The sequence below is a fragment of the Actinomadura litoris genome (assembly GCF_009733595.1).
Classification (GTDB): Bacteria; Actinomycetota; Actinomycetes; order Streptosporangiales; family Streptosporangiaceae; genus Spirillospora; species Spirillospora litoris.
Window position 1 is genome coordinate 1 of sequence record NZ_WOFH01000002.1, and the last position, 22518, is coordinate 22518.

The 22518-nt window shown below is 72.3% G+C and carries 19 protein-coding genes and 2 rRNA genes; 13 read left to right on the top strand and 8 right to left on the bottom strand.

The genetic code is table 11. From position 1 onward, the window contains the following. Window positions 1-113 (top strand): 23S ribosomal RNA (locus GNZ18_RS04490); the annotation flags it as partial. A gap of 164 nt (window positions 114-277) precedes the next feature. Continuing rightward, window positions 278-394: ribosomal RNA gene (gene rrf / locus GNZ18_RS04495) — 5S ribosomal RNA — on the top strand. A 73-nt stretch (window positions 395-467) separates the two neighbouring features. On the opposite strand, the gene GNZ18_RS04500 is transcribed toward rrf, so the two are convergent. The 3 genes from GNZ18_RS04500 to GNZ18_RS04510 all read right to left on the bottom strand — a co-directional run bounded on the left by GNZ18_RS04500 (window position 468) and on the right by GNZ18_RS04510 (window position 3040). Further along, window positions 468-1313 carry an oxidoreductase gene (locus GNZ18_RS04500; RefSeq protein WP_156214863.1) on the bottom strand — a complete coding sequence of 282 codons (846 nt, stop codon included), beginning with the start codon at window positions 1311-1313 and terminating at the stop codon, window positions 468-470. 74 nt (window positions 1314-1387) lie between these two features. Next, complete coding sequence (locus tag GNZ18_RS04505; RefSeq protein ID WP_156214864.1) at window positions 1388-2257, bottom strand: helix-turn-helix transcriptional regulator; 870 nt, start codon at window positions 2255-2257, stop codon at window positions 1388-1390. Between the two features lie 75 nt (window positions 2258-2332). Next, window positions 2333-3040, bottom strand: a complete 708-nt coding sequence (locus GNZ18_RS04510) for an SDR family NAD(P)-dependent oxidoreductase (RefSeq protein WP_156214865.1) — start codon at window positions 3038-3040, stop codon at window positions 2333-2335. 95 nt (window positions 3041-3135) lie between these two features. Here GNZ18_RS04510 and GNZ18_RS04515 point away from each other — a divergent pair, with 95 nt between their 5' ends. Then, window positions 3136-3786, top strand: coding sequence for a TetR/AcrR family transcriptional regulator (locus GNZ18_RS04515; RefSeq protein WP_156214866.1), 651 nt, complete (start codon window positions 3136-3138; stop codon window positions 3784-3786). Here GNZ18_RS04515 and GNZ18_RS04520 read toward each other — a convergent pair. Beyond that, window positions 3728-4252, bottom strand: a complete 525-nt coding sequence (locus tag GNZ18_RS04520; RefSeq protein WP_312874298.1) for a 2-thiouracil desulfurase family protein — start codon at window positions 4250-4252, stop codon at window positions 3728-3730. The two genes, GNZ18_RS04515 and GNZ18_RS04520, sit on opposite strands and share 59 nt — an antisense overlap. Window positions 4253-4335: 83 nt before the next feature. Between GNZ18_RS04520 and ctaD the strand changes: the two genes are divergently transcribed. From ctaD to GNZ18_RS04540, 4 genes are all read left to right on the top strand, one after another. Then, window positions 4336-5997, top strand: coding sequence for an aa3-type cytochrome oxidase subunit I (gene ctaD / locus GNZ18_RS04525; RefSeq protein WP_156214867.1), 1662 nt, complete (start codon window positions 4336-4338; stop codon window positions 5995-5997). Window positions 5998-6214: 217 nt separating this feature from the next. Continuing rightward, a complete protein-coding gene (locus GNZ18_RS04530) occupies window positions 6215-8653 on the top strand; it encodes a sensor histidine kinase (protein ID WP_156214868.1) in 2439 nt (812 codons plus the stop codon). Continuing rightward, window positions 8653-9036: a DUF742 domain-containing protein gene (locus GNZ18_RS04535; RefSeq protein WP_156214869.1), complete on the top strand. Its 384-nt coding sequence runs from the start codon at window positions 8653-8655 to the stop codon at window positions 9034-9036. Before GNZ18_RS04530 ends, GNZ18_RS04535 begins: the two co-directional genes overlap by 1 nt. Further along, window positions 9017-10327 (top strand): ABC transporter substrate-binding protein, encoded by a 1311-nt coding sequence (locus GNZ18_RS04540; protein WP_156214870.1) that lies wholly within the window; start codon window positions 9017-9019, stop codon window positions 10325-10327. Before GNZ18_RS04535 ends, GNZ18_RS04540 begins: the two co-directional genes overlap by 20 nt. Before the next feature lie 4 nt (window positions 10328-10331). Here GNZ18_RS04540 and GNZ18_RS04545 read toward each other — a convergent pair whose 3' ends face one another. The 3 genes from GNZ18_RS04545 to GNZ18_RS04555 all read right to left on the bottom strand — a co-directional run bounded on the left by GNZ18_RS04545 (window position 10332) and on the right by GNZ18_RS04555 (window position 12893). Continuing rightward, on the bottom strand, window positions 10332-11150 hold the full coding sequence (locus tag GNZ18_RS04545) for an SDR family oxidoreductase (RefSeq protein WP_156214871.1): 819 nt from the start codon (window positions 11148-11150) through the stop codon (window positions 10332-10334). Next, window positions 11147-12154 carry an AurF N-oxygenase family protein gene (locus GNZ18_RS04550; RefSeq protein WP_156214872.1) on the bottom strand — a complete coding sequence of 336 codons (1008 nt, stop codon included), beginning with the start codon at window positions 12152-12154 and terminating at the stop codon, window positions 11147-11149. Before GNZ18_RS04550 ends, GNZ18_RS04545 begins: the two co-directional genes overlap by 4 nt. Window positions 12155-12218: 64 nt before the next feature. After that, a complete protein-coding gene (locus tag GNZ18_RS04555; protein WP_308166129.1) occupies window positions 12219-12893 on the bottom strand; it encodes a TetR/AcrR family transcriptional regulator in 675 nt (224 codons plus the stop codon). A gap of 206 nt (window positions 12894-13099) precedes the next feature. On the opposite strand from GNZ18_RS04555, the gene GNZ18_RS04560 reads away from it, so the two are divergent. The 3 genes from GNZ18_RS04560 to GNZ18_RS04570 all read left to right on the top strand — a co-directional run bounded on the left by GNZ18_RS04560 (window position 13100) and on the right by GNZ18_RS04570 (window position 17664). Next, the gene (locus tag GNZ18_RS04560; protein ID WP_156214873.1) at window positions 13100-13879 is read left to right on the top strand and encodes an ABC transporter ATP-binding protein; all 780 of its coding nucleotides are present in this window, start codon (window positions 13100-13102) and stop codon (window positions 13877-13879) included. Continuing rightward, window positions 13876-16386, top strand: a complete 2511-nt coding sequence (locus GNZ18_RS04565) for an ABC transporter permease (protein ID WP_156214874.1) — start codon at window positions 13876-13878, stop codon at window positions 16384-16386. Before GNZ18_RS04560 ends, GNZ18_RS04565 begins: the two co-directional genes overlap by 4 nt. A gap of 66 nt (window positions 16387-16452) precedes the next feature. Beyond that, window positions 16453-17664 carry a pyridoxal phosphate-dependent aminotransferase gene (locus GNZ18_RS04570; RefSeq protein WP_156214875.1) on the top strand — a complete coding sequence of 404 codons (1212 nt, stop codon included), beginning with the start codon at window positions 16453-16455 and terminating at the stop codon, window positions 17662-17664. 2 nt (window positions 17665-17666) lie between these two features. Here the strand turns inward: GNZ18_RS04570 and GNZ18_RS04575 are convergent, their stop codons facing one another. Further along, window positions 17667-19718, bottom strand: coding sequence for an ATP-dependent DNA helicase (locus GNZ18_RS04575; RefSeq protein ID WP_173390682.1), 2052 nt, complete (start codon window positions 19716-19718; stop codon window positions 17667-17669). Window positions 19719-20007: 289 nt separating this feature from the next. Between GNZ18_RS04575 and GNZ18_RS04580 the strand changes: the two genes are divergently transcribed. From GNZ18_RS04580 to GNZ18_RS04590, 3 genes are all read left to right on the top strand, one after another. Beyond that, a complete protein-coding gene (locus GNZ18_RS04580) occupies window positions 20008-20499 on the top strand; it encodes a phosphoribosyltransferase (RefSeq protein ID WP_312874299.1) in 492 nt (163 codons plus the stop codon). 60 nt (window positions 20500-20559) lie between these two features. Then, window positions 20560-21570 carry a DUF4192 domain-containing protein gene (locus tag GNZ18_RS04585; protein WP_156214876.1) on the top strand — a complete coding sequence of 337 codons (1011 nt, stop codon included), beginning with the start codon at window positions 20560-20562 and terminating at the stop codon, window positions 21568-21570. Between the two features lie 179 nt (window positions 21571-21749). Continuing rightward, the gene (locus GNZ18_RS04590) at window positions 21750-22196 is read left to right on the top strand and encodes a DUF6196 family protein (protein WP_156214877.1); all 447 of its coding nucleotides are present in this window, start codon (window positions 21750-21752) and stop codon (window positions 22194-22196) included. The last annotated feature ends 322 nt before the right edge of the window (window positions 22197-22518 follow it).

Here is a 22518-nt window from a genome sequence, read left to right on the forward strand (position 1 = left end):
TCCCACTTTGGTGGGGTAAGGCCCCCGGTTGATGATCGGGTTGATAGGTCGGAGATGGAAGCGCGGTAACGTGTGGAGTCGACCGGTACTAATAGGCCGAGTGGCTTGACCACACAATACGTTCAAGGCATGTCGCTGTGTGGTGTTCGCGTCCCTGTGTGGTTCCCGGAAAGCAAACGGGAACCCGTTGGTCTTTGATAAGTGAATGTTTCGAGCCTGGTCTCGGACGATGAGTTTCCCGCACCCCTGGTTGTTGTGGGGGTGTTGGGGTTGGTCGTTCGGTGGTTTTGGCGAGAGGGAAACACCCGGTCCCATCCCGAACCCGGAAGTTAAGCCTCTCAGCGCCGATGGTACTGCATGGGGGACTGTGTGGGAGAGTAGGACGCCGCCGGACTCATTGTTGGAAAGGGCCCCGCCTCATGGCGGGGCCCTTTCTCATTTCTGGGGTATTTGCGCCGGCACCGGGGTCAGTCTTCCGGGTAGTCGGCGCTGAGGGTGACGTCCCGCCAGGCATCGAAGCCCGTCCTGAGGGTGTCGAGCCTGGCCGTGGCGATGTCGAAGGCTGTCTTGCCGAGCAGCAGCCGCAGCGGGGGTTCGTCGGAGCCGACCGCGTCGATGATGGCGCTCGCGGCCCGTACGGGGTCTCCCGGCTGCTTGCCATAGGTGGCGAGGGTGCTTGTGCGCCGCGCGCCCGCCGTGTCGGTGTAGTCGTCGATCGTGGTGCGGGACTGTCGCATGGACGGGCCCGACCAGTTGGTGCGGAAAGCGGCCGGTTCCACGATCGTCACCTTGATGCCCAGGGGAGCTACCTCGGCCGCGAGGGACTCCGACAGCCCTTCGACGGCGAACTTGGTGGCGTGGTAGTAGCCGGTGGCGCCGAAGGCGGCCAGGCCGCCGAGCGAGGAGATGTTGACGATGTGGCCGCTCCTGCGGGTGCGCATGCCCGGCAGGACGGCGCGGGTCATGTCGACCACCCCGAAGACGTTGGTGTCGAACAGCGCGCGGACCTCGTCGTCCTCGCCCTCCTCCACGGCGGCGAGGTAGCCGTATCCGGCGTTGTTGACCAGGACGTCGATGCGTCCGAAGGCGGATTCGGCCTCCTTGACGGCCGCTGCGATCTGGCCGGTGTCGGTGACGTCGAGCGCCAGGGCGAGGGCGCGGTCCTCGCGGCCGGTGACCAGGTCGGTGAGGGTGCGCGGGTCGCGGGCGGTGACCGCGACCCGCCGGCCGCGGTCGAGGACGGCGGCGGCCAGGGCCCGTCCAAGACCGGTCGAGCAACCGGTGATGAACCAGACGGGGGAGTTCGTGCTCATGCGCAATGTCCTTCTCTGATGTGCGGATGCGATCTAGGGCATGGGTCGGCCCGGGGTCGTGCGGGAGTGGGTGATCAGTGGTCGCCGGCCGGGGTGTTCTCCGTCGGCGCGGATCCGGTCGCCTCACCCGCGGTGAGGCTGCCCAGCAGGGACAGCGCCTGCTCGGACGGGCTGCCCGCGGCGGCCTCGTAGACGACCAGCTGCTGGCCGGGCGCGCTGTTGACGGTGAGCGACTCGTAGTCGAGCGTCAGCTCCCCGACCAGGGGATGCCGGAACCTTTTGGTCTCGTGCGTCTTCTGGCGGATGTCGTGGCGGGCCCACAGGCGGCGGAAGTCCTCGCTCTTCAGCGACAGCTCGCCGACCGTCTCGATCAACTGGGGGTCGTCGTAGTCGGTCCCGGCGGCGGAGCGGAGCCCGCCGACGGTGTTGACCGCCACCCGCTCCCAGTCCGGGTAGAACCCGCGCGCGTCCGGGTCGAGGAACACGAGCCGGACGAGGTCGTCGCTGTAGGTGTGCCCGTCGAACAGGGCCCGTCCCAGCGCGTTGTGCGCGAGGACGGTCAGGCAGCGGCCGAGGACGATCGCCGGGGTGCGGTGCCAGCCGTCCATCATGCTGAGCAGGGTCGGGCTGACCCGCTCGGGGCGGACGCGCGGACGCCGCCGCACCGGTGCCGGGTGGGCGAGGCGGTGCAGATGCGCCGTCTCGTCCGCGGCCAGGCGCAGTGTCCGGGCGAGCGCGTCCACCACCTGCGCCGACGGGTGCCGTTCGCGGCCCTGCTCCAGGCGGACGTAGTAGTCGGTGCTGACGCCCGCCAGCATCGCGACCTCCTCGCGGCGCAGCCCCGCCACCCGGCGCCGGCCCCCGACGGGCAGTCCCGAGTCCTCGGGCCGTACCAGCGCGCGCCGGGCGCGGAGGAACTGTCCCAGCAGGTTCTCGCCGTCCATGCCCTCGACACTAGGCGCCGATCACGCCTGGGAGGAGCCCGTAAGGGGGCCGTGATACTCCTACCGTCGGCGGCGTCAGAGGAGCGCGTTGAAGGTCGCTTCGGGGGCGTCGCGGTCTGTGTAGAGGGTCCAGGCCGCGTCGGCGAGGGCGTCGGGGTCGAGGGTGCCCGCGGGGAGCGGGCCGGGCATGGCGGTCATCATGCGGTGGATGTCGCCGCGCTCGATCAGCCCGCCGATCGTCAGGATTCCCGCGTAGACGCCCTGGTCGGCGAGGCCGGCGTGCAGGGTGAGGGCGTAGTTGCGCAGCGCCGCGGAGGAGATCGCGAGGCTGCCGAGGGCGGGGACCGGGACGACGGCGCTGAGGCCCCCGGCGAACAGGAGGCCGCCGTCGCCGCGCTCCAGCATGCGCGGCAGGACGGCGCCGACGGCGTCGATCGCGGGGTAGATCCAGCCCATCGCCTCCTTCGCCGACGCCACGTCGGTCGCGGTGATGGACGCGGGGACGGCGTCCGGGTCGGCGGCGCCCGGCCCGTAGTAGACGACGTCGATGGAGCCGTGGTGTCCGGCGGCGGCGTCCAGGGCGGCGAGCAGCGAGGGGCGGTCGCGGACGTCGGCCCGGTGCGCGGTCGCCTTGACGCCCGCCGCGTCCAGCGCGGCGAGGTAGCCGGGGTGGCGGCCCGCGTTGCGGGAGATCAGCGCGATCTCGTGGCCCTCGCGGCCGAATCGGTGGGCGACGGACATGCCGAGCCCGGGGCCCGCTCCGATGACGACGGTCGTGGGCATGGGTGCCTCCGTTAAGTTGAGGGTGCCCTCAAAATTGAGGATGACCTCAAGTTAGCCGAAAGTCGAGGGTGACCTCAAGTTCGTAGAATGAGCCCATGGCGAGGACGAGCCGTGCCCCCCGGGCCGACGCGGCGCGCAACCGGGACAAGCTGCTGGCCGCCGCCGCGAAGGTCTTCGGCGAGCGCGGGCTGGACGCGCCGCTGGAGGAGGTCGCGCGGCGGGCGGAGGTCAGCATCGGCACGCTCTACAACCACTTCCCGGCGCGCCGGGACCTCATCGACGCGATCTTCCCGGTGCGGCTGGCGGCGCTGGAGCAGGTCGCCGACGCGGCGCTCGCCGAGGCCGACCCCTGGAAGGGGTTCGTGCTGTTCGTCGAGGGCCTGTTCGCGTTGCAGGCGCGCGATCGCGGCCTCAACGACGTGCTCGCCCGGCGCTACCCGGCCTCCCCGGAGCTGAGCGGGGCCTGCCACCGGGGGTTCGTGCACCTGGTGGAGATCATCGAGCGGGCGCGGGGCGCCGGGTTGCGGGAGGACTTCGAGGCGCAGGACATGGCGCCCTTGATGTGGGCGATGTCGCAGGTCATCCGCGAGACGGCGGACGTCGCCCCGGACGCCTGGCGCCGCTTCCTGGCCTTCCACCTGGACGGGCTGCGCGCGGGCGCCGCGGGTCCGCTGCCCGCCGGGCCGCTCACCGAGGAGCAGGCTCGGGGCCGTCCGGGTGAGCCCGCGGGCTCTCCAGGGAGATGAGGAAGGATTCCAGCGCGTCCAGGTCGTCCTCGCTGAAGACCCTGATGCCCGAGCGCTCCAGGAGCGCGGTGGTGACGCCCGCGCCGGGGATCGGCGTGCCGGTGAACGTCCCGTCGTAGACGCGGTGGCTGCCGCAGGACGGGCTGCCCTCCTTGAGCAGCGCGACGCGGGCCCCGGCGCGGCGGGCGGCGTCGAGGGCGAGGCGGGCGCCGCGCAGGAAGGCGTCCGTCACGTCTTCGCCGGCGGCGGTGACGATGCGGGCCGTGCCGTCCAGGACCGAGCCGGACCCGACGATCTCGGCGGGCGGGCGGGGGACGGGCAGGCCGCCCGCCACCTCGGGGCAGAACGGGACGAGGCGCCCCTCGGCGCGCCAGCGTCCGAAGAGGCCCGCCTCCATGGGCTTGGCTCTCCCGTCGTATCGGACGGGCCTTCCCATGAGGCAAGAGCTGACCAGTATGCGTTCCACGCACACCAGCCTATTCGGCCACTTGCCTGACTCCCCGCACGGGCGAATAGTGGTGGCGACCGCCGCACGCAGGGAGACCGGCAATGGTCCTTCTCGGCCGCAAACTCCCCGAGGCGCCCGCCCCCGCGCGCCCTCGGGGCTCGGTACTGGTGTCGTGGGTGACCACGACCGACCACAAGGTGATCGGGTATCTGTATCTGATCACATCGTTCGCGTTCTTCCTGCTCGCCGGGCTGATGGCGATGGTGCTGCGCGGGGAGCTGGCCTCGCCGGGGCAGCAGATCGTGAGCAACGAGCAGTTCAACCAGCTTTTCACGATGCACGGCACCGTCATGCTGCTGCTGTTCGCGACGCCGTTGTTCGTCGGGTTCGCCAACGTCATCATGCCGTTGCAGATCGGCTCGCCGGATGTGGCCTTCCCCCGGCTGAACATGCTCAGCTACTGGCTCTTCCTGTTCGGCGGGTTGATCGTCTTCGCGGCGTTCCTGTCGCCGGGCGGCGCGGCGAGTTTCGGATGGACGGCCTACGCCCCGCTGACGAGCGAGGTCCGCTCGCCGGGGATCGGCGCCGATATGTGGATCATGGGCTTGGCGCTGTCGGGGTTCGGGACGATCCTCGGCGGTGTCAACTTCATCACGACGATCATCGGGATGCGGGCGCCGGGCATGACGATGTTCCGGATGCCGATCTTCACCTGGAACATCTTCTTCACCAGCCTGCTGGTGCTGATGGCCTTCCCCGTCCTCGCGGCGGCGCTGCTGGTGCTGGAGTCGGACCGGCGGTTCGGCTCGCACGTGTTCGACCCCGCCTACGGAGGGGCGCTGACCTGGCAGCACCTGTTCTGGTTCTTCGGCCATCCCGAGGTCTACATCATCGCGCTGCCGTTCTTCGGGATCGTCACCGAGGTCATTCCGGTGTTCAGCCGCAAGCCGCTGTTCGGGTATTTCGGCATGGTCGGCGCGACGATCCTGATCGCGGGCCTTTCGATGTCGGTGTGGGCGCACCACATGTTCACCACGGGCCAGGTGCTGCTGCCGTTCTTCTCGTTCATGTCGTTCCTGATCGCGGTGCCGACCGGGGTGAAGTTCTTCAACTGGGTCGGGACGATGTGGCGGGGCACGCTGAGCTTTGAGACACCGATGCTGTTCGCGGTGGGATTCCTCGTGACGTTCCTGTTCGGCGGGCTGACCGGGGTGATCCTGGCGTCGCCGCCGCTGGACTTCCAGGTGCAGGACTCCTACTTCGTGGTGGCCCACTTCCATTACGTCGTCTTCGGCACCGTGGTGTTCGCGATGTTCGCGGGCTTCTATTTCTGGTGGCCGAAGATGACCGGGAAGATGCTGGACGAGCGGCTGGGCAAGGTCCATTTCTGGTTCCTGTTCGTCGGCTTCCACACGACGTTCCTCGTCCAGCACTGGCTGGGCGCGCGGGGGATGCCGCGCCGGTACGCGGACTATCCCGAGGAGTTCACCGCGCTGAACCGCGTCTCCAGCGCGGGCGCGCTGATCCTCGGTGTCTCCACGCTGTTCTTCCTCTACAACGTGTACCGGACGGCGCGGCACGGCGTCCGGGTGCGGGCCGATGATCCGTGGGGCTACGGGAACTCGCTGGAATGGGCCACGTCGTGCCCGCCGCCCCGGCACAACTTCGACGCGATCCCGCGGATCCGCTCCGAGCGGCCCGCGTTCGACCTGCACTACCCGAAGGTGGAACCGGCGGACGGCGGGGGAGCGGCCTCCGGCTGACCGCCCGTCGCGCGCCCGACGGAGGCCGGTCGCCCCGCCCGATTCCCGCCCTTGCCGATCGGCAATCATGACGATAACGCCGTCGTAACAATCTCGGCCTTCGCGACAAATCAGACGAGCCCGTGCGGCCGCTGGCACTACGGTTCCCGCGGGACGGTGAGCTGCATCACAGGGGGCGGCCAGGGGTGAGCGACGGACGCGGCGGCGGGGAGACGTGATGGCCAGGCGGACGCGGTCGGTACGGACGAAAATCGTGTTCCTGCTGGTCCCGCCGGTCGCGGCGCTGATCCTGCTGTGGGCCTTCACGGCGGCGGCCACGCTCGGCGACACCCTCCGGCAGACCCGGACCCGGACCTTCACCGACAAGGTCATCAAGCCCACCGACGCCATGATCGCCGCCTTGCAGGACGAGCGCCGCATGTCGCTGTCCTACCTCGGCGACGACCGGACGATCGGCCGGTCCGGCTTCGACGCCCAGCGGGCGCGGACCGACCGGACCCGCGCGGCGTTCCGCGCGGCCGCCTCCGACCCGTCGGTCCGGGGCGCCGCCGCGCGGCGCACCCGCGAGCGGATGGCCGACCTCGCGGCCTCGCTCGGCGAGATCGAGGCGGTGCGCACCTCGGTCGACAAGCGGCTCATCGACCGCTCGGAGGCGCTCGGCCGCTACACCGCCTTCATCGACCGGGCGGCCGAGATCTATGAGGAGCCGCGCTCCGACGACGTCCGGATCGTCCGCGACACCCGGCTGCTGCTCGGCCTGGAGCGGGCCCGCGAGAGCATGTCCCGCGAGGACGCGCTGGTCACCGGCGCGCTCGCGGCACGCAAGATCAGCCATTCCGAGTACCTGCGGCTCGTGCAGCTCGTGGGCGCCCGCGCGTTCCTCTACGACGACTCGACCCGCGCGCTGCCGCCGGGCGACCGCGTCCGCTACGACGCGATCGTGTCCGGCGCCGCGTTCGTGGAGTTCCGCAAGCTGGAGGACGAGCTGATGCAGGCCGGCGCCGCGCAGGGGCGCCCGCCGGTGGACATCGGCGCGTGGCACACCTCGATCGAGACCGTGAACACCCAGCTCGCCGGCCTGTCGTCCGGCATCCGCTCGGCCGCCGCCGACCGCGCCGCGCAGAAGGCGGACGCCGTCCTGCTCCGGCTGTACCTGACCGGCGGCCTGGGTCTCCTCGCCGTCGTCGTGGCGGTCGTCGTCGCGGTGCGGATGGCGCGGCGCGTCATCCACGAGAGCCGCGAGATGGCCGACGCGGTCACGACCTTCACCCGGGACCGGCTGCCCGCGATCACCGAGCGCGCCCGCCGCGGCGAACCCGTCCCGGACGAGGACATCGTCCCCGCCGCGGAGTCCAGGCCCGTCGCGGAGCCCAGGCCCGCCGGGGAGGCCAAGCCCGCGGAGCCGCCCAAGCCGGGCGAGGACGAGCCGACCGGACCGCCCGCCTGGTTCGCGCGGTTCGCCGCCGCGCCGCCGCAGACCGGGTTCACGGTCACCGAGATCAGCCGGATCGACAAGGCGTTCGCCGAGGCGCGCCGCGCCGTCATCCGCGCGTCCTCCGGCGAGGCCGCCGCGCACAAGCGGCTCAACGACGTGTTCGTCACGCTCGCGCGGCGCAACCAGTCGCTGCTCCAGCGGCTCCTCGGCCGGCTGGAGGCGATGGAGCGCGGGACCGAGGACCCCGACGCGCTCGCCGCGCTGTTCGAGCTGGACCACCTCGCGACCCGGATGCGGCGGCACGCGGAGGGTCTGGTGATCCTGTCCGGGCGCCCGTCGGGGCGGAGCTGGCGGCATCCCGTCCGGCTGATGGACGTGGCGCGCGCCGCGGCCTCGGAGATCGAGGACTACACGCGGGTGGACGTCGTCCCGATGGGCCGGGCGGCGCTGTCCGGCCGCGCCGTCGCCGACACCATCCACCTGCTGGCCGAGCTGGTCGAGAACGCCGCCGCGTTCTCCCCGCCGACCACGCGGATCCGGGTGACCGGCGGGGAGGTCGCGCACGGCTTCGCGGTCGAGATCGAGGACCGCGGGCTCGGCCTCACCCGCGAGGAGATCGCACGGCTGAACCGGCTGCTGGCCACCGACCCCGAGCTGAAGCTGGACGACTCGGTGCAGCTCGGGCTGTTCGTCGTCGCGCGGCTCGCGGCGCGGCACGGCATCCGCGTGTCGCTGCGCTCCTCGGCGTACGGGGGCGTGATCGCGATCGTGCTGATCCCGCACGCGCTCGTCGTCGACGCGCAGGACGCGGCGCGGGACCCGGGCGCGCCCGCCGGCGGTTCGGGCGAGTACCGGCCGCTGGTGGCCGTCTCCCGCACGACGATGGAGCCGGCGGGGGAGCGGGCCCCGGTGACGCCCAAGCTCGCGCCCGCGGCGCCGACCGTCCTGCCCTCGCGCCGCGAGGACGACGCCGGACCCGGCACCGGACCGGGCGGGCTGCCGCGGAGGCGGCGGCAGCAGAACATCGCCCCGCAGCTCAGGGCGGCCGCGCCCGGCGAGTCCGGCGAGACGCCCGTCGAGCGCTCGCCCGAGGCGGCGCGCAGGCTGATGTCGACGATGCAGAGCGGCTGGCGGCGCGGCCGGGAGGACGACGCCGAGTCCGAGCGCGACGGCGACGGCCGGGCCCCGGAGACGCCGCCCCCAGGGCCGGGCGGTGAGTGATGCCCGACGAGCCGGACGACCTGTGGGTCGACGAGATGGCCGGGCCCGTCGTGCGTCCCTTCGCCGTGGCCGGCGGCCGGACGCGGCAGAGCGGCGCGGACGACCTCGACCTCATCGCGATCGTCACCACCGCCGAGGTCCCGATGCCGGATCCGAGCACGCTCGGGCCCGAGGACGAGCGGATCCTGGAGCTGTGCCTGCGGCCGCGGTCGGTGGCCGAGCTGGCGGCCGACCTGAGCCTGCCGGTCGGGGTGGTCCGCGTGCTGCTGAGCGACCTGCTGCGGCGGGCGCTGGTGACGGTGGACCGGCCCGCCGCGACCGCCACCGGGCGCCCCGACCCGCGTCTCCTCAAGGAAGTGATCGATGGTCTCCGTGCGCTATGACCGGCGCGGCCTGCCGAGGTTCAAGGCCCTGATGGCGAGCGCGGCCCTGCTCGCGGTGGTCGCGGCGGCCGGGTGCGGCTCGGGCGACGGGCGGGTCGAGGCGGGCGCGCCCGGGGTGACCGACAAGCCGTGCCCCGAGGCCGTGAACAAGGACCACGGCTGCATCTACCTCGGCACCATCTCCGACCTGACCACCGGCCCGTTCCGGGCGCTCGGGTCGGCGGTGACCAAGGCGCAGCGCGCGTTCTGGGACCGCGTCAACCGGCAGGGCGGCATCGGCGGCTACGACATCGACGTGGTGACCTACGTCCGCGACAACCACTACCAGCCGCAGGCGCACGTCCGCGCGTACGACGAGATGAAGGACAGGGTCCTGGCGCTCGCGCAGACGTTCGGCTCGCCCGAGACCGACGCGATCCTCGGCGACCTGCGCGCGAAGAAGATGATCGCGCTGCCCGTCTCCTGGACCTCGCGCTGGGAGTTCGAGGACGACATCGTCGAGTCGGGCTCCTCCTACTGCTTCGAGGCGATGAACGCCGTCGACTACGGCGCGGACGAGTACGGCGCGAAGAGCGTGATGGCGATCCACTACACCGGCGACTACGGCGACGACGCGGCGGCGGGCGCGCGGATCGGCGCGCGGGCGCGCGGGCTGTCCTTCACCGACGTCCCGACCACGCAGGGCGCGGCGGTGCAGAACGCCGCCGTGCAGGCGATCATGACGCGCAAGCCCGACCTCGTCGTGCTCACGACGTCGCCGGACGACGCCGCCTCCATCATCGGCAGGACGGTCGACGCCGGGTTCCGGGGCCGCTTCATCGGCGACAACCCGACGTGGGACCGGAGCATGCTGCGCGACCCGTCCGCGAGCGCGATCAAGTCGCGCTACCTCCAGGTCGCGCCGTGGAAGCCGTACGCGACCGACTCGCCGGGCCACACCGCGATGCGGCAGGCGGTCGGCCGGACCGAGCCCGACGACAACCTCGTCTCGGGGTGGGCGCTGTCGTATCCGCTGAAGGCGGCCCTGCAGCGGGCGGTCCAGAAGAAGGACCTGACCCGCGCGGGCCTGTTCGCGGCGGTCCGCGAGATCACCTACGTCGACTACGAGGGCATCCTGCCGTCCGAGGCGGGCAACTCCTCCGGCACGCCGAACGACTCGGCGTTCCGCAAGACGGTGTTCTCCCGGCCGGACGAGCACGAGTTCTCCGGCCTCAAGGTGCTCACCGACTTCACCGAGGGCCCGACGGCGAAGGGCTACCGGCTCGACCGGCCCTGCCTCGCCGGGCCGTGAACGCTCACCGTCCGGCGCGGATGCGGCCGACGGCGAACTGCGCGACGCGGACGGCGGCCGCCGGGCTCAGCCGGGCGCCGCGCCACGCCGCCCGGCCGTACGCGGGCGCCACGATCAGCGCCTGGTTGCGCGCGACGCCCCGCATGATGTCGCGAGCCAGCCTGCCTGTCGTGTAGGGACGCGGCGCCGCGCGCGCGATGTCGTCCGCGGCGTCGCCGCTCAGCGGCGTCTCCGGCAGGTCCGGGTTGATGTTGCGCAGCAGCGGCGTGTCGACGAAGCTCGGGCAGACGGCGCTGACCCGGACGCCGCGTCCGGCCGCCTCGGCGCGCAGCCCGAGCGACAGCCCGACGACCGCGTGCTTGGTCGCGGTGTAGGGGATCCCGGCCGGCATCGGGACGAGCCCGGCGAGCGAGGCGGTGTTGACGATGTGCCCGCGCCCCTGCTCCAGCATGATCGGGTACGCGGCGTGGACGCCGTGCACGACGCCCCGCAGGTTGACGTCGATCGCGCGGTTCCAGTGGTCGAGCGCCAGCTCCTCGGCGAGCCCGCCGATCGCGATGCCCGCGTTGTTGAACACGAGGTCGAGGCGTCCGTGCTCGTCCCGCACGGCGCCGTACAGCGCCGCGACGGCGGCGGCGTCGGTGACGTCGAGCGGCGCGGCGACCGCCGTGCCGCGGCGCAGGCCGTTCAGCCGGTCGGCGACGGCCCGCGCGCCCGCGGCGTCGATGTCGGCGACGACGGCGGTGTCGCCGCGCGCCACCAGCGAGGTCGCGATGGCGCGGCCGATGCCCGAGGCGCCCCCGGTCACGATCGCGACGCTCATGCGCGCGCCCCGCCCGACGGCTCGACGGCGCGGCGCGTCCGCGGCTCGTCCCAGATCCCGAACGCCTTCCAGATCCGCCGGTTGACCGGGTCGACCACGCCGAGCTCGGCCATCAGGTCGCGGATCTTGCCCACCGAGTTGGAGATCTCCGCCTGCGACGCCTCGCTCCGGTACGCGGCGCGCACCACGTCCTTCGGGATGCCGAAGTGCCGCACCATCGGGCCGGGCGGGGCCAGCATGATCCGCGCCATCACGCCGAGCACGACCGGGGTCGCGACGCCGAGGATCCGGCGGCGCAGCGGCCTCATCGCGGGCACCCGGTGCCGGAGGTAGTGCCGGGCGAAGGAGATGTGCCGGGCCTCCTCCGCGATGTGGATCTTCATGATCGTCTCTTCCAGCGGGTGCTTGATGTGCCCGCCCTTCAGCGACTTGCGCTGGACGTAGTCGATCGGGTCCTCGCCGCCGAGCACGAACACGAAGAACATCTCGGTGTTGATCAGCGGGATCCACGGGGCGGCCTGGGCGATCAGGCTGAGCGAGCGCGGCATGCCCCGGATCGGCATCCCGGTCCGGTTCACGAACTCCTGGAACATCATCCCGTGGTGACACTCCTCGGTCGTCTCGTGGTAGACGTACCGGAACTCCGGGCGGCCGTTCGGCAGCCGGTAGGCGTAGTTGAGCAGGCCCCGCTTCAGCAGGTTCTCGAACTGGAGCCCGATCTTCATCGCGGTCGCGACCCGCCACAGCCCGATCTGGGCCTGCACCTCCGGCGGCTGCGCCTGGTACCAGGCGGTCTCGCCGAGCCGGTCGAACGGCGGCAGCACCCAGCGCGGATCGTTCTTGTCGACCGCGAACTCCGGGTCCTCCCACGGGATGTCGGCGTAGGCCTCCCAGTGCTTGTCGACCGACGCCCTGTTCAGCCGGTCGATGACACCGAGGTAGGACTTCGCGTCGGTGACCTGCGCGCGGACCTCGTCGGCGAGTTCGGTGGGGGCTTTCGGCATGTCGGACTCCCTCGGGGCTGGTACGGGCGGCGTCGCCGTCGCCGGGCTGCTGTGTCGGGGGCCTTCAGGTCCTGGTGGGGACGGCGGTGGACGCGGCGGTGGGGGAGGCGCCGGGCTCGGGGACGAGTTGGCGCGCGAAGTCCTTGAGCGTGCGCAGGACGGCCTCCTGGTGGCCGCTCTCGTCGTCGTCCAGCGCGTTCTGCACCGACAGGCCGACGAACATCGCGAACACGCCGCGCAGGACGCTGTCGGTGAACTCCGGCGTGAGCGTGTTCGCGGGGAACAGCCGCTCGAACGTCTCCACGATGACCTGGAGGACGCGCTCGTTGAGGTCGCGGCAGAGCGGGCGCAGCTCGTCGTCGGTGCGGGCCGCCACCGCAAGCTCGGTCAGCGCCTTGGCGGGCTTGTCGCGGAACACCTCCCACAGCAGGTCGAGCGCGCCCGCGACGTCGCGCCGCTCCGCCGGGAGCACCGCGAAGGCCCGCTCGTAGGCCAGCCGCTGCGCCTCAAGGAGGTGCTCCAGCGCCGCCGCGACCAGGACCATCTTCGTCGGGTAGTGGTGCTGCTGCGCCCCGCGCGACACCCCGGCGCGGCGCGCCACCTCGGTGGTGGACGTGCCGGACCAGCCGAGGTCCACCAGGCAGTCCATGGTGGCGTCGAGGAGTCTGGCCTGGGTCCGGGAGCGGCGTTCCTCCTGGGTACGGCGGCTCCCGCCGTGGCGGCGGCGTCTCACTGGCACAACCCCGACGGTACGAGCGCACAAACAAGCAAGCAAGCCTGCATGTATGTTGCGCCGGTCACAATTGGACGCCGCGTCTGATTCGATCTTCCCGGCCGTACCGCGCGGGGCGTAGCCGGGGCGGGGCGCGCACACCCGGAGGCGCAGCACAGGTACCTCTCCTGGCCCGACGACGCGCGGCACGTCCCGGCGACACGATCCCGGACATGGCAAACGCGGCACAGGCAAGGCAAGCGACCAACGACGAGAAGAGGGGCCGGGGAGGGGCCAAGACGGTCCGGCTCAGCAAGGTGTACGGCACGGGCGACATGGCCGTCCGCGTGCTGGACGAGGTCAGCGTGGAGTTCCCGGACGGACGGTTCACGGCGATCATGGGCCCGTCCGGCGCCGGGAAGTCCACGCTGATGCACTGCGTGGCGGGCCTGGACGCGGCGACCTCCGGCCAGGTCTACGTCGGCGACCAGGAGCTCGGCGCGCTGTCGGACCGGGCGCTCACCCGGCTGCGGCGCGAGCGGATCGGGTTCGTGTTCCAGGCGTTCAACCTGCTCCCGACGCTGACCGCGCGCGACAACATCACGCTGCCGATGACCCTCGCGGGGACGAGCCCGGACCGGGAGTGGTTCGACACGGTGGTGCGCGTCCTGAAGCTGGGGGAGCGGCTCACGCACCGGCCGTCGGAGCTGTCGGGCGGGCAGCAGCAGCGGGTGGCGCTCGCGCGGGCGCTGGTCACCCGCCCGCGGATCGTGTTCGCGGACGAGCCGACCGGCAACCTCGACTCCCGCACGGGCGCCGAGGTGCTGACGCTCCTGCGCGAGGCCGTGGACGACCTGGGCCAGACCGTCGCGATGGTCACCCACGACCCGGTCGCGGCGGCGCGCGCCGACGCGGTCGTGTTCCTCGCCGACGGGCGGATCGTCGACGTCATGGACGCGCCCACGCCCGACCGGGTGCTGGACCGCATGCGCGGGCTGGGGGACCACTCATGATCGGCATCGTCCTGAAGGAGCTGTGGGGCCGCAAGCGGCGCCTGGCGGGCTCGCTGATCGCGGTGTTCCTCGGCGTGACGTTCCTGACGGGAACGCTCGTCCTGGGGGACACGCTCGCGGGAAGCATCGACGGCTACTTCTCCCGCGCCTACGGGGAGACCGACGTCAGTATCAGGAACTCGACCAGCGTCAGCGACGCGCCGTGGAGCGCGCGCGGGGAGATCGACGCGTCCGTCCTGGAGCGCGTCAGGAAGGTGAACGGCGTCGCCAACGCCGAGCCCTACATCCAGGGCTCGGGCCAGCTCCTCGCCAAGGACGGCACGACGATCCAGTCGCGCGGCCCCCGCACGGCGGGCAACTGGATGACCGACCCCAAGCTCAACCCGTACCGGCTCGCCGAGGGCCGCGCCCCGCGCGCCCCGGACGAGGTCGTCATCGACAAGATGTTCGCCGACAAGGGCAAGCTCAAGGTCGGCGACCGGACGGCGGTGCTCACCCCCGACCGGGTCGCCGTCACGGTGGTCGGCATCAGCAGGTTCGGCGACCAGGACGCCTTCGGGGAGACCTCGTTCACCGCCTTCAGCCTGGAGGGGGCGCGGCGGCACGTCACCCGGACGCCCGGCCTCGTCACCGGCGTGTGGCTGCGCGCGGCGGACGGCGTCGGCCAGGACGAGCTGGCCGCCAGGGTCAGGCCCGTCCTCGCCCCCGGCACCGAGGCCGTCACCGGCAAGGCGCAGGTCGACGAGGGCATGACCATGGTCGAGGACGGCTTCCTGCGCGTGTTCCGGATCGTGCTCGGCGCGTTCGGCGGCGTCGCGCTGCTGGTCGCGGCGTTCAGCATCCACAACACGTTCGCGATCACCACGGCGCAGCGGACCCGCGAGTCGGCGCTGCTGCGCGCCCTCGGCGCCGGCCGCCGCCAGGTCGTGACGCTCGTCGGCGTCGAGGCCCTCGTGGTCGGCGGCGCCGCGACGCTCGCCGGGCTCGCGGGCGGCTACGGGTTCGCGGCCCTGCTCCGGCAGCTGTTCACCCAGCTCAAGATCGGGATCGCGATGGAGGGCCTCGTCGTGTCGGCGACCTCGGTGCTGATCGCGGCGCCGGTCGGGATCGCGGTGACGCTGGTCGCCGCGCTCGGCCCCGCGCTCAAGGCGTCGCGGGTCCCGCCGCTGGCCGCGCTGCGCGAGGTGGCCGTGGAGGCGGGGCGCCCGTCCGACACGCGGGTCATCGTCGGGGGCGTGCTGGCGGCGGTCGCCGCGGGCACCGTGGTCCTCGGCGCGGTCGGCGAGCAGACGGCGATGGCCGCCGCGGGCGCGGTGCTCACCGTCGTCGCGATGGTCGTGCTCGGGCCGGTCGCGGCCCGCCCGGTCGCCGCCCTCGCCGGCGGGCCCGCCGCCCGGCTGCGCGGCGTCTCCGGGCGGCTCGCCCGCGACAACGCCGGCCGCAGCCCCGCCCGCACCGCAGGCGCCGCGACCGCGCTGATGATCGGCGTCGGCGTCGTCACGCTGCTGACGGTGTTCATCGGCTCGCTGCGCGCCAACCTGGAGGACGGCGTCGCCGGGTCGTTCAAGGGCGCGATCGTCGTGGACGGCGGCAGCAACGAGACCGCCGGGTTCAGCACCGCCCTCGCCGGGCAGGCCGCGCGCCTCCCGCAGATCCAGAACGCCGCCGGGCTCGGCAACGGCAACATGCGGGTGGACGGGAAGAACGCGGGCGTCCACGTCGGCGACCCGTCCGCGCTGCGCCGCGTCCTCGACCTGGACGTGCGGCAGGGCAGCCTCGCCGACCCCGGCGCGTTCGCGGTGTCCAAGAAGGTCGCCGACGACAAGGGGTGGCGCGCCGGGTCGGCCGTCGGCGTGCAGTTCGCCGACGGCGCCCGCCAGACGCTGCGGATCGGCGCGGTCTACGAGAACGCCGACCTGGTCGGCGACTACCTCGTGCCGAGGACGGTCTGGAACGCCCACACCCGGCAGCCGCTCGACCTCATGGCGTTCGTCGAGCTGCGGCCCGGCGCGTCCGCGGGCGATGTGAGGCAGGCGCTCACCGCGCTCGCCAAGCCCTACGGCGCGCCGGAGGTGGAGACCCGGGACGCCTTCGTCTCCCGCCAGACCGAGGAGATGAACGGCTTCATCGGCGTCGTCTACGGGATGCTGATCCTCGCGATCGTCATCGCGCTGCTCGGCATCGCCAACACGCTGTCGCTGTCGGTGCACGAGCGGACCCGCGAGCTCGGCCTGCTGCGCGCGGTCGGCGCGACCCGTCCGCAGGTCAGGTCCATGATCCGGTGGGAGTCGGTGATCGTCGCGCTGTTCGGCACGGCCGGCGGCCTCGGCCTCGGGCTGTTCCTCGGCTGGGGGCTCGGCACCGCGCTCGGCAACCCGTTCGCGCCGCAGGCCGTCCAGGTGACGATCATCGCGGTGGTCGGGACCGTGGCGGGCGCGCTCGCCGCGATCCGCCCGGCCCGCCGCGCGGCGCGGCTGGGGATCCTGTCCGCGATCGCCTCGGTGTGAGGCCGGCCCGTGACCCCGGGGATCACCCCCCCGGGGTCACCGGCCGCGCGCGGATAGGGTGTCCCCATGCAGGTCAACCAGTCGGGCAAGCTGGCCAACGTCTGTTACGACATCCGGGGACCGGTGCTCAAGCGCGCCAAGCGGCTTGAGGCCGAGGGCAACAAGATCCTCAAGTTGCACATCGGCAACCCGGCCCCGTTCGGCTTCGAGGCCCCGCCCGAACTCCTCCAGGACATGATCCGCAACCTCCCCGAGGCGCACGGCTACAGCGACTCCAAGGGCATCCTGCCCGCCCGCCGCGCCGTCGTGCAGCGCTGCGAGGACGGCGGCGTCACCGGCGTGGACGTCGAGGACGTCTACCTCGGCAACGGCGTGTCCGAGCTGATCGTCATGACCCTCCAGGCGCTGCTCAACGACGGCGACGAGGTGCTGATCCCGGCGCCCGACTACCCGCTGTGGACGGCGGCGACGTCGCTGTGCGGCGGCACCCCCGTCCACTACCTGTGCGACGAGGACGCCGGATGGGAGCCCAGCCTGGACGACATCGAGTCCAAGATCGGCGACCGCACCCGCGCGATCGTGATCATCAACCCGAACAACCCGACCGGCGCCGTCTACTCCCGCGACGTCCTCACCCGCGTCGTCGAGGTGGCCCGCCGCCGCAACCTGATCATCCTCGCCGACGAGATCTACGACCGGATCCTCTACGACGGCGCGGAGCACGTCCCGATCGCGTCGCTGGCCCCCGACCTGCTCTGCCTCACCTTCGGCGGGCTGTCCAAGAACTACCGGGTGGCGGGCTTCCGCGCCGGCTGGGTCGTGCTGTCGGGCCCGAAGGAGCACGCCGAGTCCTACATCGAGGGCCTGGACATCCTCGCCAACATGCGGCTGTGCCCGAACGTCCCCGGCCAGCACGCCGTCCAGGCCGCGCTCGGCGGCCACCAGAGCATCGACGACCTCGTCCTGCCGACGGGCCGCCTCGGCGAGCAGCGCGACCGCGCCTGGAAGCTGCTGAACGACCTGCCCGGCGTGAGCTGCGCCCGGCCCCAGGGCGCCCTGTACGTCTTCCCGCGCCTGGACCCCGAGATGTACCCGATCGAGGACGACATGCGCTTCGCCCTCGACCTCCTGGAGCAGCAGAAACTCCTCGTCGTCCAGGGGTCGGGGTTCAACTGGCCCTCCACCGACCACTTCCGCGTCGTCACCCTCCAGTACGCCGACGACCTGGAGGACGCGGTGGGCCGCATCGGCGAGTTCCTCCAGACCTACCGGCGCTGAGGTCAGGCGGTCGCGGCCTGGTCGAGGCGCCGGAGCGCGCCGCGCACGACCTCGGGGTCGGTCGTGGCCCAGAACGGCGGCAGCGACCCCTTCAGGAACCCGCCGTAGCGCGCGGTGGCCAGCCGGGGGTCGAGGACGGCGACGACGCCGCGGTCGTCCATGGACCGCAGCAGCCGCCCCGCGCCCTGCGCCAGCAGCAGCGCGGCGTGCGTCGCGGCGACCGCCATGAAGCCGTTGCCGCCGTGCGCCGCGACCGCCCGCGAGCGGGCCGAGGTGACCGGGTCGTCCGGACGCGGGAACGGGATCCGGTCCATGATCACCAGTTGCAGCGACGGGCCGGGCACGTCCACCCCCTGCCACAGCGACAGGGTGCCGAACAGGCACGTCCGCTCGTCCTCGGCGAACTGCTTGACCAGCAGGGACGTGGAGTCCTCGCCCTGGCACAGCAGCGGATGCGACAGGTGGTCCTTCAGCTCGTCGGCGGCCTGCCGGGCGGCCCGCATCGAGGAGAACAGCCCGAGCGCCCGGCCCCCCGCCGCCTCGATCAGCTCGGTGATCTCGGTCAGGTAGGCGTCGGCGAGCCCGTCACGTCCCGGCTGCGGCAGATGCCGCGCCACGTACAGGATGCCCGCCTTCGGGTGGTCGAACGGGGAGCCGACGTCCAGACCCGACCATGTCAGCTCCTTGCCGTCCTCGCCGTCCTTCGTCGCGGTGCGGGCGAGGCCCTCGGCGGCGGCCTTGGCGTCCCGCGAACCGTTCTCGGCGAGCGGCGGCAGCCCCCACTGCCGGGCCAGCGGCTCGAACGACCCGCCCAGCGTGAGCGTCGCCGACGTCAGCACGGCCGTGCGCCGCTCGAACAGCGTGGTCCGCAGCAGGCCGCCCACCCCGATCGGCGCGACCCGCAGCGCCGGAGGACGCTTCGGGCGCCCCTCCGGGACGAACGGCTTCTCCAGCCACACCACGTCGAACCGCTGCGCGATCTCCGGCTGGAACGCCTCCAGCAGCCGCACCGCCGTGTCGTGCAGATCCCCCAGCGAGGAGCGCGCGGCCTTGCGCGCCGCCATGTCCCCGGGGTCGTTCTCCTTCTTGTCGGGGCCGAGCGCCGTGATGCACGCGTGGGCCGCGTCCCGCACGACGGTGATGGTGGTGCCGAGAGCGGGGGACAGGACGTCCATGCGCCCGGCGGGCAGATCCTCCAGCAGGATGCCGAGCCCCTCCGCCGACTCCTTGAGCCGGTCGGCGGTGGCCTCCTCGATCAGCCGCCCGCACCGCCGCGCGGCCGTCTCCACGGCCGCCGCGCTCAGCTCCCCGGTCGCGACCGAGGTGACCCGGTCGACCAGCTCGTGCGCCTCGTCCACGATCACCACGTCGTGCTCGGGCAGGACCTGGAACTCCTCCAGCGCGTCGATCGCCAGCAGGGCGTGGTTGGTGACGACGATGTGCGCCTCACCCGCCTCCGCCCGCGCCAGCTCGGCGAAGCATTCGGTGCCCTGCGGGCAGCGCGTCGCCCCGAGGCACTCCTTCGCCGTCACCGCGACCTGCCGCCACGCCTGCTCGCTGACCCCGGGCACCAGCTCGTCGCGGTCCCCGGTGCCGGTCTCCTCGGCCCACTCGTTGAGCCGCTTGACCTGCCGTCCCATCGCGGAGAGCTGCTGCGGGTCGAACAGGCTCTGACCGGGCTCGTCCTCCTCCGGGACGCCGGTCTGCACCCGGTGCAGGCACAGGTAGTTGCGGCGGCCCTTGAGGATCGCGAACTTCAGCTCCGTCCCGAGCATCGGCCCGAGCGCCTCGGCGAGCCTGGGCAGGTCCCGGTCGACGAGCTGCCGCTGCAACGCGATCGTCGCCGTCGAGACCACCACCGTGGTCTGCTTCTCCACCGCGTACCGGATCGCCGGGACGAGGTAGGCCAGCGACTTCCCGGTGCCGGTGCCCGCCTGGGCCGCGACATGCTCACCGGACCCGATCGCCTTCTCCACCGCCCGCGCCATGTCCACCTGGCCGGGACGCGTGGCGCCGCCGATGGCCTCCACGGCCGCGGACAGCAGGGCCGTCATTTCGGGAATCCGGGTATCGCTGCCGGTCAGCAGATCAGGGGCGGGCACGCCGCCCAACGCTACCGCCCGCGAAGGACACCCGCGTCCCTCCACCCCCACCCGGCCCCGCCAAACCTCCCAACCCCTCACTACAACCCCTGACCGAATACGGCCACCCAACGGACCGGCCCGCGTCGGGCCATCGGGCCGTCGGCGTGCCGAGGCGTTCGGACCGCCGCGCCGGGACACCGGGAACGCGTGCCCCGGGCCGGGCGCGCTCCGCCTCCGCGGCATCGGCCAGAATGGGAACGTGGCCGCAGAGAGAGAAGTCCTGACCTGGGAGTTGTTCGGCGCCGCGAGCCGTGACCTGGCGCAGGAGGTCGCCGACGGCGGCTACCGCCCCGACCTGATCCTGTCCATCGCGCGCGGCGGCCTGTTCGTCGCCGGGGCCCTCGGCTACGCGCTGGACGTCAAGAACCTGCACGTCATGAACGTGGAGTTCTACACCGGCGTCGACGAGCGCCTCGATCTCCCGGTGATGCTGCCTCCCGTCCCGAACGCGATCGACCTGTCGGGCGCGAAGGTGCTGGTGGCCGACGACGTCGCCGACACGGGCGCCACCCTCAAACTCGTCCGCGACTTCTGCGCCGACCATGTCGCGGACGTCCGCTGCGCGGTCATCTATGAGAAGCCCCATTCGACCGTCAAATGCGAATATGTCTGGCGCCGCACCGACCGCTGGATCAACTTCCCGTGGTCGACCGAGCCGCCGGTGGTCGCGGGCCGCGTCCTCGACGCCTGACTTATCCCCAGAACGGGATTCTGGTGCGCTCGGCGGGCCGCCGCTGCGAGTGTCGAGGCCATGAAACCCATGGTGATCCGCTCCGCCCAAGACGCCATCGTCGCCGTTCCGTACCTCCTCGGGTTCCACCCGTCCGCGAGCCTCGTCGTGGTCGCCTTCGACGGCCCGGACGGCACCTGTGCGGTCCGCGTCGACTTACCGTCACCCGATCCCGCCAACGTCTCCGGCATGCTCGCGGCCAACGGCTTTCGCCGCGTCCTCCTGCTCGCCTACGGCACGCCGGAGGAGTCCACCTCCGCCACCGCCGCCATGCACGCCGCCCTGGTGGCCGCCGGCATCGAGGTCACGGAGGCGGTCCGCGTGTCCGACGGCCGCTGGTGGTCCTTCACCTGCGACGGGGACTGCTGCCCACCCGAGGGCACCCCGTACGACATCGGCAGCAGCGTCCTCGCCGCCGAGGCGACCCTCGCGGGCCACGTCGCCCTCCCGGGCCGCGCCGACCTGGCCGACACCCTCCGCCCTCTCACCGGCCCCGCCCGGCAGGCCATGCGCGAGGCCACCATCCGAGCGGAGCGCCGCTACCTGGGCTGGGCCCGCGACGACACATCCTCGTTCGAGTTCCAGGCGCACCTCGTCAGGGAGGGCGTCGCCGTCCTGCCCGCCCTGCTGGCCCGGGCCCGCGCGGGCACCCGTCCCAGCAACGACGAGGCAGCCCGCCTCGGCTTCCTCCTCACCGAACTCCGCGTCCGCGATGAGGGCTGGGTCCGCATCGACGAGGACGACCCGGCGGCCGACATCGACTTCTGGCGCGACATCGTCCGCCGCGTGCAGCCTCCCTACGCGGCCGCCCCCGCCGCCCTGCTGGCCTTCGCCGCCTACGCCGCGGGCAACGGCGGCCTCGCCAACGTGGCCCTCGACCGCGCCCTGGAGGCCGACCCCACCTACTCGATGGCCGTCATCCTCCGCGAGGTGATGGCCGCGGGGATCCCTCCGACCAGGGCCCGCATGCGCATGACCCCCCAGGAATTAGCCGCCGCTTACCACGAAGACGAAACCCGCCAAGCCAGCTGACCCACACCTCCGACGCCCAGAACAATCCGCCACCCGCCCCTGCCACTCGCGCGGTACGCGATCTGCCTGCTCGCCCACCCGTCGCGTTTGGTCTGGGGGTGGGGGCGGCCGGGACGAAATGAACGAGCCGTACACGGGGTTGAGGTGATCATTGGGAGGCCGGTGCGGGAGGGGGATCCATGGTCGGTGTCAGTGTGGAGACCGCGGAGCAGACGGAGGCCCGGCTGCGCGGTGTGATCGCTCAGGCCGAGCTCGTCGTCCACGATGGCGTCTGGGGTTTTGAGGAGTTCCCCGCCGACCAGGCCCCCGCGCTCACGGCGGAGACCCTTGCGGTGGTCCGCGACGAGGAGAGCTGGAGCCGTTTGGCGCCCGCGGTTCCCGGGCGTGGTGGCGCCGAACGGTTCGGAGTCTTCTCCTTCCACTTCCCGGCCGATCAGGACAACAGCGGGTTCGTCGGCTGGCTGGCCACCCACCTCAAGGCCGAGTTGGGGACCGGCGTGTTCGTCATCTGCGGCAGCAACCAGGCCCGTGGCGGCATCTACGACTACTGGGGCTGCCCCATCGACATGCTGGCTGAGGCGGTCGCGGTGATCGAGGCACTGCGCACCGGCCGACCCGGCCGGTAATCCCCGCCATCAGCGCGATGTTTCGCCGCTGGCGGACGACAGGGCCCGAGCGGGTCTGGTCGTCGAGCCCGCACGTGTTCGGGCCCGCCCACACGCCTGGTCGACCTGGCGCCGACGCCATCAACACCGGGCCCGCACCAGCCACTGTCACCGCCAAGAAGCAGCCTTTGAGCGGCCATAACGATCTACGGCTGGAGTGCTAGGAACAGTGCCTCCGGTGATTCGGCATGAGGGTTCGGCTTCTGCTGCTAGGGCGCTTCTGATGAATCTTGGGCGGACCCAACGGGCAACGTGGTTGTTGCTGCTGTGGCAGCAGGTCGCC